The sequence below is a fragment of the Paracoccus sp. JM45 genome (assembly GCF_003590715.1).
Lineage (GTDB): Bacteria > Pseudomonadota > Alphaproteobacteria > Rhodobacterales > Rhodobacteraceae > Paracoccus.
Genome location: NZ_QQVY01000007.1, coordinates 57,295 through 75,605, shown reverse-complemented (window position 1 = coordinate 75,605; position 18,311 = coordinate 57,295). Strand labels below are relative to the sequence as shown.

At 59.2% G+C, this 18,311-nt stretch carries 12 protein-coding genes; 9 read left to right on the top strand and 3 right to left on the bottom strand.

Translation table 11 applies throughout. The annotated features are described in order from the left end of the window. Positions 1-5: 5 nt before the first annotated feature. Entirely contained in the window at positions 6-869 is an 864-nt protein-coding gene (locus DWB67_RS11060; RefSeq protein WP_119807603.1) for a putative selenate ABC transporter substrate-binding protein, read from the bottom strand. A 303-nt stretch (positions 870-1,172) separates the two neighbouring features. Here DWB67_RS11060 and fdnG point away from each other — a divergent pair, with 303 nt between their 5' ends. From fdnG to selB, 6 genes are read left to right on the top strand one after another with little or no spacing between them, the layout of a single operon-like run. Then, a complete protein-coding gene (gene fdnG, locus DWB67_RS11055) occupies positions 1,173-4,256 on the top strand; it encodes a formate dehydrogenase-N subunit alpha (protein ID WP_182911560.1) in 3,084 nt (1,027 codons plus the stop codon). Further along, complete coding sequence (gene fdxH / locus DWB67_RS11050; protein WP_119807601.1) at positions 4,253-5,239, top strand: formate dehydrogenase subunit beta; 987 nt, start codon at positions 4,253-4,255, stop codon at positions 5,237-5,239. The genes fdnG and fdxH overlap by 4 nt, the downstream gene beginning before the upstream one ends. Next, positions 5,239-5,928, top strand: coding sequence for a formate dehydrogenase subunit gamma (locus DWB67_RS11045; RefSeq protein WP_119807600.1), 690 nt, complete (start codon positions 5,239-5,241; stop codon positions 5,926-5,928). The genes fdxH and DWB67_RS11045 overlap by 1 nt, the downstream gene beginning before the upstream one ends. A 53-nt stretch (positions 5,929-5,981) precedes the next feature. Then, positions 5,982-6,896 (top strand): formate dehydrogenase accessory protein FdhE, encoded by a 915-nt coding sequence (gene fdhE, locus DWB67_RS11040; protein ID WP_119807599.1) that lies wholly within the window; start codon positions 5,982-5,984, stop codon positions 6,894-6,896. Then, positions 6,896-8,272: an L-seryl-tRNA(Sec) selenium transferase gene (gene selA / locus DWB67_RS11035; RefSeq protein WP_119807598.1), complete on the top strand. Its 1,377-nt coding sequence runs from the start codon at positions 6,896-6,898 to the stop codon at positions 8,270-8,272. Before fdhE ends, selA begins: the two co-directional genes overlap by 1 nt. Next, on the top strand, positions 8,269-10,170 hold the full coding sequence (selB, locus tag DWB67_RS11030; protein WP_119807597.1) for a selenocysteine-specific translation elongation factor: 1,902 nt from the start codon (positions 8,269-8,271) through the stop codon (positions 10,168-10,170). Before selA ends, selB begins: the two co-directional genes overlap by 4 nt. Here selB and DWB67_RS11025 read toward each other — a convergent pair. Continuing rightward, positions 10,153-10,629 carry an Lrp/AsnC family transcriptional regulator gene (locus DWB67_RS11025; protein ID WP_119807596.1) on the bottom strand — a complete coding sequence of 159 codons (477 nt, stop codon included), beginning with the start codon at positions 10,627-10,629 and terminating at the stop codon, positions 10,153-10,155. The two genes, selB and DWB67_RS11025, sit on opposite strands and share 18 nt — an antisense overlap. Before the next feature lie 109 nt (positions 10,630-10,738). On the opposite strand from DWB67_RS11025, the gene putA reads away from it, so the two are divergent. The 3 genes from putA to DWB67_RS11010 all read left to right on the top strand — a co-directional run bounded on the left by putA (position 10,739) and on the right by DWB67_RS11010 (position 17,072). Next, positions 10,739-14,056, top strand: coding sequence for a bifunctional proline dehydrogenase/L-glutamate gamma-semialdehyde dehydrogenase PutA (gene putA, locus DWB67_RS11020; RefSeq protein WP_119807595.1), 3,318 nt, complete (start codon positions 10,739-10,741; stop codon positions 14,054-14,056). A gap of 406 nt (positions 14,057-14,462) precedes the next feature. Next, the gene (locus DWB67_RS11015; RefSeq protein ID WP_119807594.1) at positions 14,463-14,849 is read left to right on the top strand and encodes a glucose dehydrogenase; all 387 of its coding nucleotides are present in this window, start codon (positions 14,463-14,465) and stop codon (positions 14,847-14,849) included. A gap of 60 nt (positions 14,850-14,909) precedes the next feature. Next, positions 14,910-17,072, top strand: coding sequence for a pyrroloquinoline quinone-dependent dehydrogenase (locus DWB67_RS11010; RefSeq protein WP_119807593.1), 2,163 nt, complete (start codon positions 14,910-14,912; stop codon positions 17,070-17,072). A gap of 83 nt (positions 17,073-17,155) precedes the next feature. Here the strand turns inward: DWB67_RS11010 and DWB67_RS11005 are convergent, their stop codons facing one another. After that, the gene (locus DWB67_RS11005; protein ID WP_119807592.1) at positions 17,156-18,310 is read right to left on the bottom strand and encodes an OpgC family protein; all 1,155 of its coding nucleotides are present in this window, start codon (positions 18,308-18,310) and stop codon (positions 17,156-17,158) included. Position 18,311: the final 1 nt, after the last annotated feature.

Below are 18,311 nucleotides of genomic sequence, written 5' to 3'. Positions count from 1 at the left end.
ACGGATTACTCCAACAAATCCAGTTGGCGACCAACGGTTTCGATCGGGGTGTAATCCTCGTTCTTGGCAGCAACGAAGGCATTGCGCGGGAAAGCCGCCAGCAGTTCGGGGTCATCCATGCCGATCAGGGCCGCCTGAACCTTATCAGCAAAGCCTTCGCCCCAGCGGGCATCGACATCACCACGGATCGTCCAGTTGTAATCGGGATAGGCCGGGGTCTTCCAGATAATCTTGGCAGTCTCGATTTCGGGCGCACCTTCGGTCACGGCCTGATCATAGACGGTGAAGTTCAGCGCACCGATCTGCCAGGCACCCGATGCCACCAGACGCAGCGTCTGCGCGTGATCGCCTGAAAAACCGACGCGGCTAAAAAATTCTTCTGGGGCTTCGCCGGTTTGTTCGCGGATCTGGTATTCCGGCATCAGCCGCCCCGAGGTCGAGGTTTTTGCACCGAAGGTAAAGGACATGCCGCGCGCAGCCTCGGGGAAATCTTCGGATTCCGTCAGGCCGGTTTCAGTATTGGCAATGAAGTAGGTCACGAAACTTTGATCTTCATCGCCCTGCGCGATGGCACGCGCACCCTCGACCAGCAGTCGCGCCTGAACGCCCGACAGACCGCCAAACCACGCCAGCTGGACCTGATCGTTGCGGAACGCGGTGACAGCGGCGGGATAGGATTTCACCGGCACGAATTCGACCGGAACGTCAAGCTGCCGGGACAGATAATCCGCGACGGCGTCGAAACGTTCGGCCAGACGGGTTTCGTCGTCATCCGGAATGGCGGAAAAATACAGGGTGTCCTGTGCATGGGCAACGCCGGCAAAGGTCAGACAAGCCGTAACGGCGAGGGCTGCAAAACGCGGGAACATGGGCGGAAATCTCCGGTTACAAGGTGGGGACACGGGGATGGAACGGCGGACCCCCAGGCAGAATTGCCGGGTCACGCACCGCGTCGTCAAGCCACCACCAACCGGCGAAGCCCACGGGCCCGAACGCACCCGGCGCATCGGCTTGTCCCCTGCCTCTTAGCAAGGGCAGGCGCCTGCGCGCAAGCGATTGTGAAGACCGGCTAAACATAGGTCATACGCGCGTCGCCTCCCCTTGACTTGGCCGTCTGCGGGGCGGACAATATGAACGTACCTATCAATTACGACAGGCAGATGGAGGGTCCCATGAATATTGACCTTTCGCGCCGCGGCTTTTTACGGCTAGCGGGTGCGGGGGTTGCGGCAACGTCGCTCGGAGCCATGGGCTTCGGCGAGGCCGAGGCAGCAGAGGCCGCGCATGTGCGCGCGTTCAAGCTGGCCACGACAACGGAAACACGCAACACTTGCCCCTACTGCTCGGTTGCCTGCGGGATCATCATGTATTCCAAGGGTGATGTGAAGGTCGGCGAAAAAGCCGAACTTTTGCATATCGAAGGCGACGTCGATCACCCGACGAACCGCGGAACGCTGTGCCCCAAGGGCGCCGCGCTGAAAGATTTCGTCCACGCCCCCACCCGCCTGACCCAGCCCCGCGTCCGTCGCGCCGGTTCGGACCAGTTCGAGGAAGTGTCCTGGGAAGAGGCGCTGGATGATATTGCCCGCGCAATCAAGGACGACCGCGACGAAAACTTTATCGCCCAGAACGAGGATGGCGTCACCGTCAACCGCTGGACGACCGCAGGTTTTCTGGCAGCCTCTGCCACCACCAATGAAACTGCATGGCTGACCTATAAAACAGTCCGGTCCATGGGAATAGTCGGCTTCGATAATCAGGCGCGCGTCTGACACGGCCCTACGGTGTCCAGTTTGGGCCCAACATTTGGCCGTGGCGCGATGACCAACGCGTGGACCGACATTAAGAATACCGACCTTGTGGTCGTGATGGGCGGCAATGCCGCCGAAGCGCATCCGTGCGGCTTCAAATGGGTGACCGAGGCGAAGGCACATCGTGGTGCCAAGCTGATCGTGGTCGACCCGCGCTATACCCGCACCGCGTCGGTTGCGGATTATTATGCCCCGATCCGTCCGGGCAGTGATATTGCGTTCCTGATGGGCGCGATCCGCTGGTGCATGGAAAACGACAAGGTCCAGTGGGAATACGTCAAGAACTTCACCAATGCGGCCTTCCTTGTGCGGGACGATTTTGGTTGGAATGACGGTCTTTTCACCGGTTACGATGAAGAAAAGCGTGATTTCGACAAATCCAGCTGGGATTACCAGATCGGTGATGACGGCTATGCGCTGACAGATCCGACGTTGGAAAACCCGCGTTGCGTGTGGCAGCTGCTGAAAAAGCACGTCGATGTCTATACGCCGGAATTCGTTGAAAACATCACCGGCACACCCCGTGACAAGTTCCTGACCATCTGCCAGATGATCGGTGAATGCAGCGCGGTCGACCGGACGATGACGTCCATGTATGCGCTTGGCTGGACCCAGCACTCGAAGGGTGCCCAGAACATCCGTGGCATGGCGATGCTTCAGCTGATCTTGGGCAATATCGGTGTCCGTGGTGGCGGCATGAACGCGCTTCGCGGGCATTCCAACATCCAGGGCCTGACCGATCTGGGCCTGATGTCGAACCTGATCCCGGGATATCTGAACATCCCAACGGAAAAGGAACCCGACTGGCAGACCTATATGTCCACGCGGGACTTCAAACCACTGCAGCCGAACCAGACCAGCTATTGGCAGAACTATTCCAAGTTCATGGTCAGCTTCATGAAGGCGATGTGGGGCGATGCCGCGACGGCGGAAAACGATTGGGCCTATGACTATCTGCCCAAGCTGGACGTTCCGTCATATGATATCCTGCGCATGTTCGAGCTTATGGATCAGGGACGGGTGAACACCTATTTCTGTCAGGGCTTCAACCCGATGCTGTCCTTCCCCCATCGGGGAAAGATCACGACCGCATTGTCCCAGTTGAAGACGCTGGTGGTTATGGACCCGCTTGAAACGGAAACTGCCAACTTCTGGCAGAACCACGGCATCCATAACGACGTGGATACCGCATCCATTCAGACCAACGTCTATCAGCTACCCACGACCTGCTTTGCCGAAGACGAAGGCGCGCTGGTCAATTCAGGTCGCTGGATCCAATGGCACTGGGCTGGTGCGACCCCTCCGGGTCAGGCCAAGCATGACACATGGATCATGGCGCAGATCTTCCAGCGGGTTCGCAAGCTGTATCAGGAAGAAGGCGGTGCATTCCCTGACGCAATCCTGAACCTGACATGGAACTATGAAGACCCCGACGAACCGACACCAGCGGAACTGGCACGGGAAATGAACGGTCGCGCATTGAACGACGTTTACGACCCCGCCGATGACGCAAAGGTGGTGGCACAGGCTGGCAATCAGCTTTCGGGCTTTGGCCAGCTGCGTGACGACGGGTCGACCATGGCGGGCTGCTGGATCTTTTCGGGCAGCTGGACCGAAGATGGCAACATGATGGCGCGGCGGGACAATTCCGATCCCGACGATACCGGCATGTTCCTGAAATGGTCCTTTGCATGGCCCGCCAACCGGCGGATCCTGTACAACCGCGCTTCGGCGGACATGAACGGCAAGCCGTGGGACCCCACGCGCAAGCTGATCGAGTGGACCGGTGAGAAATGGGAAGGCTACGACGTGCCCGACATTTCACCCACCGCGAAACCCTCCGAGGTCGGCCCCTTTATTATGAACCAAGAAGGCGTCTCGCGCCTGTTCACCCGGGGCATGATGCGCGACGGGCCTTTCCCGACGCATATGGAGCCGTTCGAAAGCCCGATGCAAAACGTCTTTAACAAGAAGATGCGTGGCAATCCTGTCGCGCGGATTTTTGAAAGCGACGCCGCCCGCCTTGGCACCAGCGACGAGTTTCCCTTTGTGGCGACCTCGTACCGCCTGACCGAGCATTTCCACTACTGGACCAAGCACAACGTGGTGAACGCCGCGCTGCAGCCTGAATTCTTTGTGGAAATCAGCGAGGAACTGGCAGCCGAACGTGGCATCAAGAAAGGCGGTCGTGTTCGTGTCTGGGGCAAGCGTGGCGAAGTCTGGGCGAAAGCCGTGGTAACCAAGCGCCTGCGTCCGCTGATCTGCGACGGCAAACCCGTCCATGTGGTGGGCATCCCGCTGCATTGGGGCTTTATGGGGGCCGCAAAGAAAGGTTTCGGGCCGAACAGCCTGACGCCATTCGTCGGTGACGCCAACACGGATACGCCCGAATTCAAGGCGTTCCTTGTCAACATCGAACCCGCAGCAGAGGAGCCTGTCGCATGAAGGATACAGCAACTGGCCCGACCACTGCGGTCTCGAACCCGCCTGTCCAACCTATGAAGGCGTATTTCGATACGTCCGACATCGTCCGGATTTCGGCGACCAAAGACGTGCCTCAGCCCACCCGTCAGCTGGAAAAGCTGGCCAAGCTGATCGATGTGTCCAAATGCATCGGCTGCAAGGCCTGCCAATCCGCCTGTATCGAGTGGAACGATACCAAGCCGGAGATCGAGGAGAACGTGGGGGTCTATGAAAACCCCCACGATCTGACCCCGAACATGTTCACCCTGATGCGCTTCAGCGAATGGGAAAACCCTGAAACCGACGATCTGGAATGGCTGATCCGCAAGGACGGCTGCATGCATTGCGAAGACCCGGGCTGCCTCAAGGCATGCCCGGCCCCCGGCGCAATCGTGCAATATTCCAACGGAATCGTCGATTTCATCCACGATAACTGCATCGGCTGCGGTTATTGCGTCACCGGCTGCCCGTTCAACATTCCGCGGATCAGTCAGGTCGATCACAAAAGCTATAAGTGTACCTTGTGTTCCGACCGGGTGGCCGTGGGTCAGGGACCGGCCTGTGCCAAGGCATGTCCGACGCAGGCTATCGTCTTTGGTACCAAAGAAGACATGAAGGCCCATGCCGAAACCCGGATCGAGGATCTGAAATCGCGCGGCTATGACAACGCCGGTCTTTACGATCCTGCGGGCGTCGGTGGCACGCATGTCATGTATGTGCTGCACCATGCCGACAAGCCGGGCATCTATAACAACCTTCCGGAAAACCCGCGGATCTCTCCTCTGGTGGAAGGCTGGAAGGGTGTCACCAAGACCGCCGGTCTGGCTGTTGTGGGGCTTGCAGCCCTTGGCGCGACGCTGCACGGGCTGTTCAGCCGCGGCAACCGTCCCGACGATCATGACGATCAGGCCGCCGAAACACTGGTGGTCGAACGTCGCGATCCCGAAAACGGAGGGCATATCTGATGGCGCCACGTCCCTATTATTCGGAACGCGGGGATCACATCGACGGCAAGGCGCCAGTAACGGTCAGCCGTTACCGGGGCTTTACCCGCGCCAACCACTGGGTCACCGCCGCCACATTGATCGTGCTGGCCGTGTCCGGTCTGGCGTTGTTCCACCCCTCGCTGTACTTCCTGACGAACCTGTTCGGTGGCGGGCAGATCACGCGTTGGCTGCATCCGATTGTCGGTGTGGTGCTGTTCTTCAGCTTCCTGCTGATGTTCGTGCAGCTATGGCGTCTGAACATGCCCAAGCCCGAGGATGTGACTTGGACCACCCGCATCGGCGACGTGGTAAAAGGCAATGAAGACAAACTGCCCGAACTTGGCAAATACAACGCCGGTCAGAAATTCGTCTTTTGGGCGATGACCGGTCTGATCCTTGTGCTGATCGTCACCGGCGTGATGATCTGGCAGCAGTTCTTCGGATATTTGGTCAGCATCCCGCTGCGTCGTGTGGCCGTTCTAGTTCACGCCTTGGCAGCCGTGGCGATCCTGCTGGTCTTCATCCTGCATGTCTATGCGGCAGTTTGGACCCGTGGCACGCTGCGCGCGATGACCCGTGGCACCGTCACAGGTGGCTGGGCATGGCGTCACCATCGGAAATGGTTGCGCGAAATCGCCAGCCGCGACACAAAAGGCCCGGCAGAGTAATCTGCCGAGGCTTCATCGCCGACCCCCTGTGGCCGGTCGGCCCGGAGAAGACAATGAACACTCAGATCCAACCCGATCCATCGGCCATCGGCGGCGTCCCCAAGGCGCCGCTGACCTTTTTGCCGGACCCCGCGAAACTGTTCGCAACCCGGGCCGAACGGTTCGATTTTCTGGCCGAACACGGTGGTAATATCGCCCCTTATTTGCGTTTTCTTGGCGCACTGACTGCGGTGCAAGCGCGACTGGCCACTGAAATGCCAGCGGCCGACCCCTTGCCCGCCGACCGGATAGAACTGGCTCGTGCCAGCCGCATGCCCCCGATTGATCGCGCCGATCTGGCAACCGATGCAGCGCTTTACGCCACATTGGACCGTCTGCTTGATCTGGCAGCCGATATCGAGATGCCGGAACCTGCGCGCATTGCTCTGCAAGCAGTCAAAGCGGCAACTTTGGCCGACCGTCATTGGCTGTTGGAAAATGTGTTAGCCGACCGCATTCCCGACGACAGCGCGGCGGCACATCTGTTCGTCGCGGCTGCCATTCAGTTGCATCTGTCGCGCCTTGCGGCAACGCTGCCCGCCGACAAGCTGGTGCCGATCCGCACGGGCGTTTGCCCGTCTTGCGGGGGCCGGCCTGCGACCTCCAGCGTGGTGGGCATCGGCAATCTGGACGGTGCACGATACGCATCCTGTTCGTGCTGCACGACACAATGGAACGAGGTTCGCCTGACCTGCCTGTGCTGCGGGTCCACCAAAGCCATCAGCTATCGCAGCGTCGAAACCATCGAAGCGACCGTCCGCGCCGAGGTGTGTTCCGACTGTGACAGCTGGGTCAAAGTCCTCTACCAGAACAAGAACCACAGCCTTGAACCGGTTGCGGATGATGTGGCCAGTCTTGGACTGGACCTGATGATGAAAGAAACCGATAAAAAACGCGGTGGTTTCAATCCATATCTGGTCGGTTATTAATGAACGGTTTCCGCGCCCTTCCTTCGGTCGATCAGCTGTTGCAGACGCAACAGCTGCATCGCCTGATCGACGAATATGGCCGCAGTCTTGTGACCAAAGCAGCGCGGGTTGCGCTGGATGCGGCGCGGAGTGCGATCCGGAATGGCGCGGATGGCACGGTCGAGGCGGCGCGGCTGCCGCATCTGATCGGTGCCGATCTTGCAGCCGCAGCGCAAACCGCTTTGCGTCCGATGCTGAACCTGACAGGCACCGTGTTGCACACCAATCTGGGTCGCGCCATCCTCTCGGCCGAGGCGATAGCCGCTGCCAATGACGCGATGGCTGCCCCGCTGGCGCTAGAATATGATCTGGAAACGGGTGGGCGTGGCAAGCGCGATGATCATTTGCGCGACATCCTGTGCGAACTGACCGGTGCGGAAGATGCCACCATCGTAAACAACAATGCCGCGGCGGTGCTGATTGCCCTGAACACGCTTGGGCAAGGACGCGAATCCATCGTATCACGCGGTGAACTGATCGAAATCGGCGGTGCATTCCGGATGCCCGACATCATGGCCCGTGCAGGCACGCAACTGGTCGAGGTGGGCACCACCAACCGCACGCATCCCCATGATTACATCAATGCAGTCACCCCCGAAACGGCGCTGATCCTTAAGGTGCATACCTCGAACTACCGGATCGAAGGTTTCACGTCCGAAGTCGGGGGACATGACCTATCGCGGATCGCCCGCGATGCGAATGTCGTGATGATGAACGATCTGGGCGCGGGATCACTGGTTGATCTGTCGCAATGGGGCTTGCGCCGCGAACCCACCGTGGCCGAGGCCGTGGCCGAAGGCGCCGATCTGGTCACATTTTCCGGCGACAAGCTTTTGGGCGGCCCGCAAGCAGGCTTCATCGTCGGGCGGCGTGATCTGATTGCACGGATCAACAAGAACCCGCTGAAACGCGCCCTGCGTCTGGACAAGATCCGGATCGCGGCGCTGCAAGCCACTCTGCGGCTTTATCTTGATCCGGACCGCCTGACGGACCGTCTGCCGGTTCTTCGCATGCTGTCGCGACCCCAAGACCAGATTGCGGCACAGGCCGCGCGTCTGGCACCGCTGGTCGCCGCACGTCTGGCACCCCACGGGTTCGAGGCGGCGGTTACCGAATGTGCCAGCCAGATCGGCTCGGGGGCTTTGCCGACTGACACCATTCCTTCGGCGGGACTGCGACTGACAGGACAGGGCGGCACCGCACCACAGCGCTTGTCCGCGCTGTTACGCGCCCTGCCCCGACCGGTCATCGGGCATATTCATGATGGTGCCTTGGTTCTGGACCTGCGCTGCCTGACCGATGATGATGCACTGATACAGGCGCTGTCAGACCTATGATCATCGGCACTGCGGGGCATATCGACCACGGTAAGACAGCTTTGGTCAAGGCGCTGACCGGCACCGATGCCGACCGTCTGGCCGAAGAAAAGGCGCGCGGCATCACCATCGATCTGGGGTTTGCCTATGCCGATCTTGGCGGCGGCAGCATCACGGGGTTTGTCGATGTTCCGGGACATGAACGTCTGATCCATACGATGCTGGCGGGGGCCGGTGGTATCGACACGGCAATGCTGGTGATCGCGGCAGATGACGGTGTGATGCCGCAGACCCGCGAACATCTGGCAATTCTGGACCTGCTAGGTCTGGACCACGGGCTGGTTGTCATGACCAAGGCAGACCTTGCCGATACCGCCCGCCGTGCCAAGGTGACAGATGATATCCGGGCCTTGATCCAGAACACCCATCTGCGCAACGCCCGTATTATCCCGGTCTCGACAATCACGGGCGAAGGGCTGGACGAACTGCGCGCGACGCTGATCAGGGCCGAGGCTGACACTGCGGCCCGCCACTCCGACGGTCCGCTGCGAATGACAGTCGATCGCAGCTTTACCATGTCGGGCGCAGGCACGATCGTTACTGGCACAATCATCGCCGGTCAGGTCAGCATCGGCGATCAGGTGGTGGTCGGCCCTTCGGGGCTGACGGCACGGGTGCGCGGCATCCATGCACAAAGCAAACCCGCGGACCAAGGTCTGGCGGGTCAACGCTGCGCCTTGAACATCGCAGGTGACCAGATTACGAAGGAGGCGATCCATCGCGGCGACGTTGTTATGGCCCCAGCCCTGCATGCCCCGACCGACCGGATCGATGCCATCCTGACCGTCCTTCCGTCCGAACCTGCGCCGATTGGCACGTGGTTTCCCGCCCGTCTGCACAGCCATGCTGCGGAACTGGGTGCGCGGATTGTGCCGCTTGGCGATCCCATTGCACCGGGCAGTTCGGGTCCCGTCCAAATCGTGCTGGACCGTCCCCTGGCTGCGGGGATAGGCGATCGCTTTATCCTGCGGGATGTTTCGGCCATCAGAACCATTGGCGGAGGTGCGTTTCTGGACCTGCGCCCCCCGGCCCGCAAACGCCGCACGCCGCAGCGTTTGGCCCTGATCAAAGCCGCAATTCCTGCCGACCCTGCACATGCTCTGGCCGCGATGCTGGCAATTTCACCGGTCGATCTGACAATATTTTCCCACGACCGCGGCCTGTCATCCGATGCTACGCGGCTGGCGCTGTCCAGTGCGCGGGGGACCGATGTCGGCGGTCTGGTCTTGTCGGATGCCCATATCACTTTACTGCGCGACGGGATGCAGGCCGAACTGACGCAATTCCACGACGACAATCCCGACCTGTCAGGTCTTGGCCGTGAACGCCTTCGATTGTCACTGACCCCACGCCTGCCCAAGGTGCCCTATCTGGCGTTCCTGCACATCCAGGCGCAAACAGGGCATATTGTCCTTGACGGTTCATTCGTCCGCCTGCCCGGACACGAGGTGCGCCTGACCGAGGCTGATCAAAGCCTCTGGGACCGTATCGCGCCCTCTTTGACTGGCGAGATCCGCTTTCGTCCCCCGCGTGTGCGCGAATTTGCAACGGATTTCGGCCTTGATGAAAAAGAGGTTCGCCGCGTGCTGAAGCTGACCCAGAAACTTGGGCGCACGGACCAGATTGCCCACGACCATTTCTTTGCCCGCAGCACCACAGCCGAAATGGTGATGATCCTGCGCGATGTGGCCGAGACGTCAGAGGACGGCTGGTTCACCGCTCCGCTGTTCAGGGATCGCGTGCAGAATGGTCGCAAAGTCGCGATCGAGATTCTGGATTTTTTCGATCGCCATGGCGTCACCTTCCGGCGTGGTGATATGCGGCGGCTGAACCCGCACCGCCTAGATTTGTTTGTCTAGGCTGGCACCGCCCTGTTCGATCACCGCCTCCATTGCCACATGGCTGGAAGTGCCGTGAACATAGGGCAGTGACGAAATGCTTTCGGCCATGATCTGCCGGTAATGCGCCATATCCCGTGACCGGACCTTTAGCAGGTAATCGAACCCTCCGGCGATCATATAACACTCCTCGACCTCGGGGATGGTGCGAACGGCGGTGTTGAAGGCCTCTAGCGCTTTCTGGCGGGTGTCGGTGACGCGCACCTCGATATAGGTGACATGCGTCAGGCCCAGCTTCAGCGGTGACAGGATCGCGCGATAGCCGGTAATCAGGCCTGCGTCTTCTAGCTGGCGGATGCGGATGGCGACGGGTGTTTTCGACAGACCGACCTTGCGCGCCAGTTCGGTGATAGGAATGCGCGCATCCGCGATCAATTCTGCCAGAATGCGGCGATTGGTCGGGTCCAGCAGATCGGTCATTGTCCAGAGTTACCTTTTAAAATGGTCAGGATGTCTAGCCTTTTGCCCCCCTTTGGACACATCGTCCAGCCTTAACCCTGTATGCTTCGCAAAACTCAAGGGGGCTGCCATGACCGATCTGTCCGCATTCGATTCTGCTGCAAAATTCCAGCCGGAAGGCCCTTTGCTGGACCAATTGACCGCGATGGCCGCACTAGATGCGACAGACCGCCAACGCATCAGCGCCAGCGCCGCTGATCTGGTCACCCGCATCCGTGCCGAATCCGATCCAACGATGATGGAACTGATGCTGGCCGAATACGGTCTGTCCACGCAAGAGGGAGTCGCCCTGATGTGTCTGGCCGAGGCGATGCTGCGCGTCCCCGACCGCGCCACTATCGATGCGTTGATCGAAGACAAGATTGCGCCATCCGACTGGGGCCGTCATTTGGGTGAATCCTCCTCGAGCATGGTGAATGCATCGACTTGGGCATTGATGCTGACCGGCAAGGTGCTGGATGACGAACACCCCGGTCTGGCAGGCACCCTGCGTGGCGCGATCCGCCGTGTCGGAGAACCGGTCATCCGCACTGCAGTGACCCGCGCCATGCGTGAAATGGGCCGTCAATTCGTTTTGGGGCAGACAATTTCGGACGCCTTGTCACGCGCGAAGGCGCAGGAAAAAAAGGGCTATTCCTACAGCTATGACATGCTGGGCGAAGCAGCAATGACGCAGGCCGATGCGGACCGCTATGCCGAAGAATATCGTAAGGCGATCAAGGCCATCGCGGGCGCATGCGACAAGGGTTCGGTACGCCGGAACCCCGGCATTTCGATCAAGCTGTCAGCGCTGCACCCGCGGTACGAGGTGGCGCAAGCCGACCGCGTGATGGATGAACTGGTGCCTGTCGTGCTGGATCTGGCGCAGCGGGCCAAGGCCGCCAATATGGGCCTGAACATCGACGCCGAAGAACAGGACCGTCTGGCCTTGTCGTTGCGGGTGATTCATGCGGTTCTGGCCAATCCTTCGCTGTCGGGATGGGACGGTTTCGGCGTGGTGGTCCAAGCCTACGGCAAGCGTGCCGGTGCCGCCATCGACTGGCTTTATGCCCAAGCCACCGAACTTGACCGCCGCATCATGGTGCGCTTGGTCAAAGGTGCCTATTGGGACACAGAAATCAAACATGCACAGGTCGAGGGGTTTGACGGCTTTCCGCTGTTCACCACCAAGACGAGCACCGATGTCAGCTATATCGCGCTGGCCCGCAAGTTGCTGGGAATGAACGACCGGATTTATCCGCAATTTGCCACGCATAACGCGCATTCTGTCGCCGCCGTGCTGGATATGGCATCGGGGCATGACTATGAATTCCAGCGGCTGCACGGAATGGGCGAACGTTTGCATGACATTGTCCTGCGCGATCACAGCACAGCTTGCCGCATCTATGCCCCCGTCGGCGCACATCATGACCTGTTGGCCTATCTGGTGCGGCGTTTGCTGGAAAACGGCGCGAACAGCAGCTTTGTGAACCAGATCGTCGATGAGGACGTCACACCGGCGCAGGTCGCGCAAGACCCCTTCGAGGCTTTGGCAACGGCAACGCCCCCAGCATCGCTGGTCAAACCGGATGCAATTTATGGTGCGGATCGGGTCAATTCGCAGGGGTTCGATCTGAATGCGCACGACGTATTGGACCGCATTGCTGCCGCGCGTGACGGTGCGATTGCCGATGCAGATCCACTGACCCTGCGTCCTGCCACCGGCGAAACCCGACCAGTTGTGAATCCTGCCGACGGGACAGTTCTGGCCGAAATCACGATGGCCGATACAGCCACCGTGAACCGTGCCGTCGCGGATGCCCGAGTATGGGATGCGCCCGCATCCGAACGCGCCGCGGTCCTGCGACGCGCCGCCGATCTTTACGAAGCCGAATTTGGTCCGCTTTTCGGCATTCTGGCGCGTGAAGCGGGAAAGACATTGAACGACGCGGTTGCAGAGTTGCGCGAAGCGGTCGATTTTCTGCGCTATTACGCGCAGCAGGGTGAGGGTTGCGATGATGCTGCCCGCGGGACCATTGTCGCCATCAGCCCCTGGAATTTCCCGCTGGCCATCTTTACCGGACAGATCTCGGCGGCGTTGATGGCGGGGAATGCGGTGCTGGCCAAGCCAGCCGAACAGACCTCCTTGGTGGCAGCATATGCAACATCGTTGCTTCATATGGCCGGCGTTCCGACATCGGCGCTGCAATTGCTGCCCGGCGACGGTCAAACGGTCGGCGCGGCGCTGACGAAATCCGATGGTGTTTCCGGCGTGGTCTTCACCGGTTCGACCGAAACCGCGCAAATGATCGCCAGCAGCATGGCCGATCACATGGCGCCCGGCACGCCATTGGTTGCAGAAACCGGCGGATTGAATGCCATGATCGTGGACAGCAGCGCCCTGCCCGAACAGGCGGTGCGCGATATCATCGCCTCCAGCTTCCGTTCGGCGGGACAACGGTGTTCAGCGCTGCGCTGCCTCTACGTGCAAGAGGATGTCGCCCCACAGGTCATCCGGATGATCCAAGGCGCGATGGATCTGCTGCGTGTCGGCGACCCTTGGGATCTGTCCACCGATGTGGGGCCGGTTATCGATCAGGATGCCCGCGACCAGATCAACGCCTATCTTCACGAAAGACAGGCCGATATCCTGCACCGTCTTGCAGTGCCCGATACCGGCCATTTCGTCGCGCCGTCCCTGATCTGCGTGTCCGGCATCCATGATCTGCCACGCGAGATTTTCGGCCCCGTGCTTCATGTTGCCACCTATAAGGCGCGTGATCTGGATAAGGTTGTTCAGGACATCAATGCGCGTGGATACGGCCTGACCTTCGGTCTGCACACCCGTATCGACAGCAGGGTCGAACAGGTGACCAAGGCGATCCATGTCGGCAACATCTATGTCAACCGCAATCAGGTCGGCGCGACCGTCGGCAGCCAGCCTTTCGGGGGCGAGGGTTTGTCAGGCACCGGTCCCAAAGCGGGCGGTCCGAGATACCTGCCGCGCTTTTTTGCACCGCAGCAATTCACGAAACCAGACGCTGTCACCCTTTTGCCCGGCCCCACCGGAGAACTGAACCAACTAAGCGTCATGCCGCGCGGTCCGGTGCTGTGCCTTGGACCCGACGCCACAAACCTTCGCGCCCAGACAGAGGCAGTTCGCGCCCTGGGCGGCAGACCGGTGGAAGGCGATGAGGCATCATTGACGACAATACCTGACCTTGCCGCAGTCCTCTGGTGGGGTGATGCAGAAAGGGGCCGCCAATACGCACGCCAGCTTAGCAAAAGAAAAGGCGCGATTGTGACGCTGGTTACAGCCATGCCCGATGTCGCCCATGTGTGCCACGAACGTCATCTTTGTGTGGACACCACAGCTGCGGGTGGCAACGCCGCATTGCTGGCAAGCTAAAAACCGCGTTCTGCCCCGACCACCAAAAATTGGTCGGGGCAGAACTAACCGCTACAATGCATTCCGATTTCTGATTTGAAGACCGAAAATCGGGGCCTTTAGCCGCCTGAGGTTGTACCGGGAACTGTTCACAATCGCCTGATCTGCCTGTTTTTTCGTAAATAACTTGGCGCATCAATTTCGAATAAAGCCCCATTTGGATGCAGTCTATCAAGACAACCTGTTGTTTAAATTTCTTTTATCATCAGCACACCTATGCATTCCTGCCCAACTTGCATCCTGAACTTGACTTAAGTTAGCTTTATGCGGAACCGGCGGTTGGACATTCCGTTGGATTATTGGGTCGTGCGGATCAAGCGTCCGGTCAGACCCTTGGATTGCAAAACCAATTTATCGAGAATGTATAATGGCGACAGACGGCATCACTAAAAGACGTGCTCCGGTCGGTTGGGGCGTTCGGATCCTTGCATGGGTCTGCATCCTCTTCGGGGCAGTTCTGTTTTCGGGCGGCGTGTGGCTGATGGCCCTTGGTGGCAGCTGGTATTACGGCATCGCGGGACTGGGGCTGGTGATCACCGGCGCATTACTGAACCGTGGCAATATACTTGCTGTCTGGATCTATGCCGCCATCTGGGCTGCGACGATGGTCTGGGCATGGTGGGAAAGCGGCAGTGATCTGTGGGCGCAAGTCCCGCGCATGCTGTCCCCGACGGTTATCCTTGTCGCAGTGCTGCTTTGTATCCCTGCATTGACCCGTGCTGGTCAAACCCGTGCCGGACAGCTGCGCCACTAAGCAACTGCCGACTGAATTCTTCTTCAGATTGCGTCGGCCTTGCCGACTCAGGAGAAACCGATGACATCCAGTTCCCGCCCCCATCTTCGCACGACATCGGCACTGGCGCTTGCCGCAGCGCTTAGTTTTGCCGCGCCGATAGCCTTCGCTCAGGATAGTGCCGCCGAGACATCGCAAACCGACCAAGAGGCGATGCCCTATAACGCACCTGCCGAAAACGCTGAACAGATTGCGCCCGCAGCGCAGGAACCGACCGGAGAGTTGCCAGAGGCCAGTGACATCGCCTCGGACACGCCTGCCCCGTCACAGCCTGCGATGCCCGTCGATGTCGGGGCCGATTGGCCTTATTACGGTGGCGACGGCAGTGCACAACGCTTTTCGCCGTTGGACCAGATTACGCCGGAAAACGTCAGCAATCTGGAACGCGCCTTCGTATATCATACCGGTGATATGCCGACCGGCAGCGCAGAGGGTAAGTATTCGCCAGAGACAACCCCGCTGAAGATTGGTGATAATCTGGTCATGTGTTCGCCAATGAATACATTGATTTCCATTGATCCGGCCACGGGCGAAGAAAAATGGCGCTATGACCCCGGTGTCAGCAATGATGCAATCCCCTACGGCGCAACCTGCCGCGGTGTGGCCGCCTATACCGACCCCGATCTGGAAGAGGACGATGTCTGTAAGGTAAAAATCATCGAAGGCACAATTGATGCCCGCCTGATCGCCGTCGATCTGGCCACCGGCGAACCCTGCACCGATTTCGGCAACAATGGTGCGGTCGATCTTTGGGACGGCATCGGTGAAAAGGTCCCGGGGTGGTACGCCATTTCGGCACAGCCGACGGTCGTGAACGGGGTAATCGTCACGGGCGCGCAGGTCAAAGACGGACAGGCCGAGAATGCACCATCCGGTGTGATCCGTGGCTTTGATGCAAAGACCGGCGAGCTTGCCTGGGCGTGGGATCTGGCGGACCCCGAGCGTATGCGTAATGGCCCCCCCGAAGGCGAAACCTATACGCGCGGCACGCCGAATATGTGGACTTCGGCCAGCGCGGATGAGGAACGTGGTATCGTCTATCTGCCATTGGGCAATTCGGCGGTCGATTACTACGGCTCTAACCGGTCGGATGTTGAAAACGAATATGCTACCTCGCTTGTCGCGCTTGATGCATCGACCGGCGAAGAACTGTGGCACTTCCAAACGGTCCGCAATGATGTCTGGGACTATGACCTCAGCTCGCAGCCGACCTTGCTGGATTATCAGGGCCAGCCCGCGCTGCTGCTGACGACCAAGCAGGGTGATATCTATATCCTGAACCGCGTGACCGGCGAGGCGATCACCCCCGTCGGTGAAATCACCGATGCCCCCAAAGGTGATATCGAGCCTGACTTTATTTCGGACAGCCAGCCGGTATCGGAATGGGCAACCTTACGTAAACCGCCGCTGACTGAAAAGCGGATGTGGGGTTTCACCCCGATTGACCAACTGTGGTGCCGTATCCAGTTCCGTCGCGCGAATTACGACGGCTATCTGACGCCGCCTTCGACCGAACCCTATATCCAGTATCCCGGCTATAACGGCGGCAGCGACTGGGGATCGATTGCCATCGACCTAGAACGTAACTTGCTGATTGCCAATTATAACGATGTGCCGAACCTGAACCATCTTGTGCCCCGTGAAGAGGCGGATGAACGTGGATGGAAGCCCATCAACGAACTGGAAGGCGCGGCTGAAGGCGGTGCTGAGGGTGCAGGTGATCCGCAAGCCGGCGCACCCTATGCGATTTCGGTGAATGCCGGCTGGCGGTCGGGACTGACCGGCATGCCATGCACGCAACCCCCTTACGGCGGCATTACGGCCATCGATCTGGACACCGGCGAACCTGTGTGGGACACGCCCATCGGCACCGCGCGCCGCAACGGCCCGTTCGGCATTCCATCAAAACTGCCACTGAAAATCGGCACGCCGAACAATGGCGGTCCGGTTGCAACGGCGGGTGGTTTGATCTTTATCGGTGCCGCTACTGATAACATGTTCCGCGCCATCGACATGAAAACAGGCGAGACCCTGTGGTCCGATGTTCTTCCAGCAGGTGGTCAGGCCAATCCCATTTCATATGAGGTGGATGGCGAACAATATGTCCTGATCGCGGCTGGTGGCCATCACTTTATGGAAACCGGCGTAAGCGATGAAATTATCGCTTATAAGCTGCCAAAGTAAGCCCAAGGACCTGCATAAATGCGATGGCCGGTAATACCGGCCATCGCTTATCTGTCTGCGCCATTTTGTACTATAAATACCCGTCAGAACTGACGTGCCGCTTTCCATGGCTGTGACTTGAAAAACGCCGTCAGCTTTGCAACCCCGATGATCGTTGCCGCGCCTAGAACATTGACAAAAAGCGCCGCCAAGGGACCGTTGCCGACAACGCTGAAAATCGCACCGAACACACGGGCCAGCACCATAGAGGCGGCAAAGACTGCCAAGGATTGCTGACCGACCTGTGATACAATCCCGATAATCCGGCCAAGCCATCCCCCCCTGATAAGTCTTGAACCACCCGGACCTGCGGCGATCCAGGCCAGATAGGCCAAAGCCAGAAAATGCATAAAGCGGAATATGCCAAAGTCGGATTTGCTGATCAGTATCCGCCAGTCACCCCGCCATTCCCGCACAAACTCTGACATATTGATGATCTTGTACCATGCAAAGGGGACAGACAGGATGACGACCGCGATTGCCAGCCAGATCAGCCAGCGCCGGACTGGTGGGGCCGGTATCCAACCCAGCATGAATGCAAAACCGGCGAAGAAGATCAGCTGCCATGCAAACGGGTTAAAAAACCACGCGCGGGTCGACGGCTTTTCGAACCACAATTCGGCTGGCAGGCTAAGACCTGCGGTGGCTGCAATCCACAGACCGATGCTTGCGCCGATGGCCAGACGTGGATCGACTTTGGCAAAGGCCATCATCACCGGAATCAGCATCAGGATGACGATATACATCGGCAGGATGTCAAAGTAGTTCGGCACATAGGTCAGGGTAAACAGGCCGATCAGGTTCGGACCTGCATTGTTCAGGAAATGATTCAAATTTAATGCGCTGACCTCGTTCCGCGGGAAAAGGCCTGTTTCGTTCAGGGTCAACATCAGGGTCAGCGTCACGAAAAAGACGCCCATATGCACCCAATAGACCTGCCATACCCGATGGGCGATCCGTAAAGCACCCATCAGCCATCCTGCGCGGCTGAAGATTGCGCCGAATGCCAATGCCGAGGCCATGCCGGAACAGAACACAAAAATCTCGGTGGCATCAGAAAAGCCGAAGCGCGCCGGTATCCATAAGGTCCATGGATTGCGGCTTATATGAGCAATCAGGATGATAAACATGCCGATGCCGCGAAAAAAATCCAAACGGGGGTCGCGTTTTCTACCCACCCTCTGTGTCGTTGTCGTCATA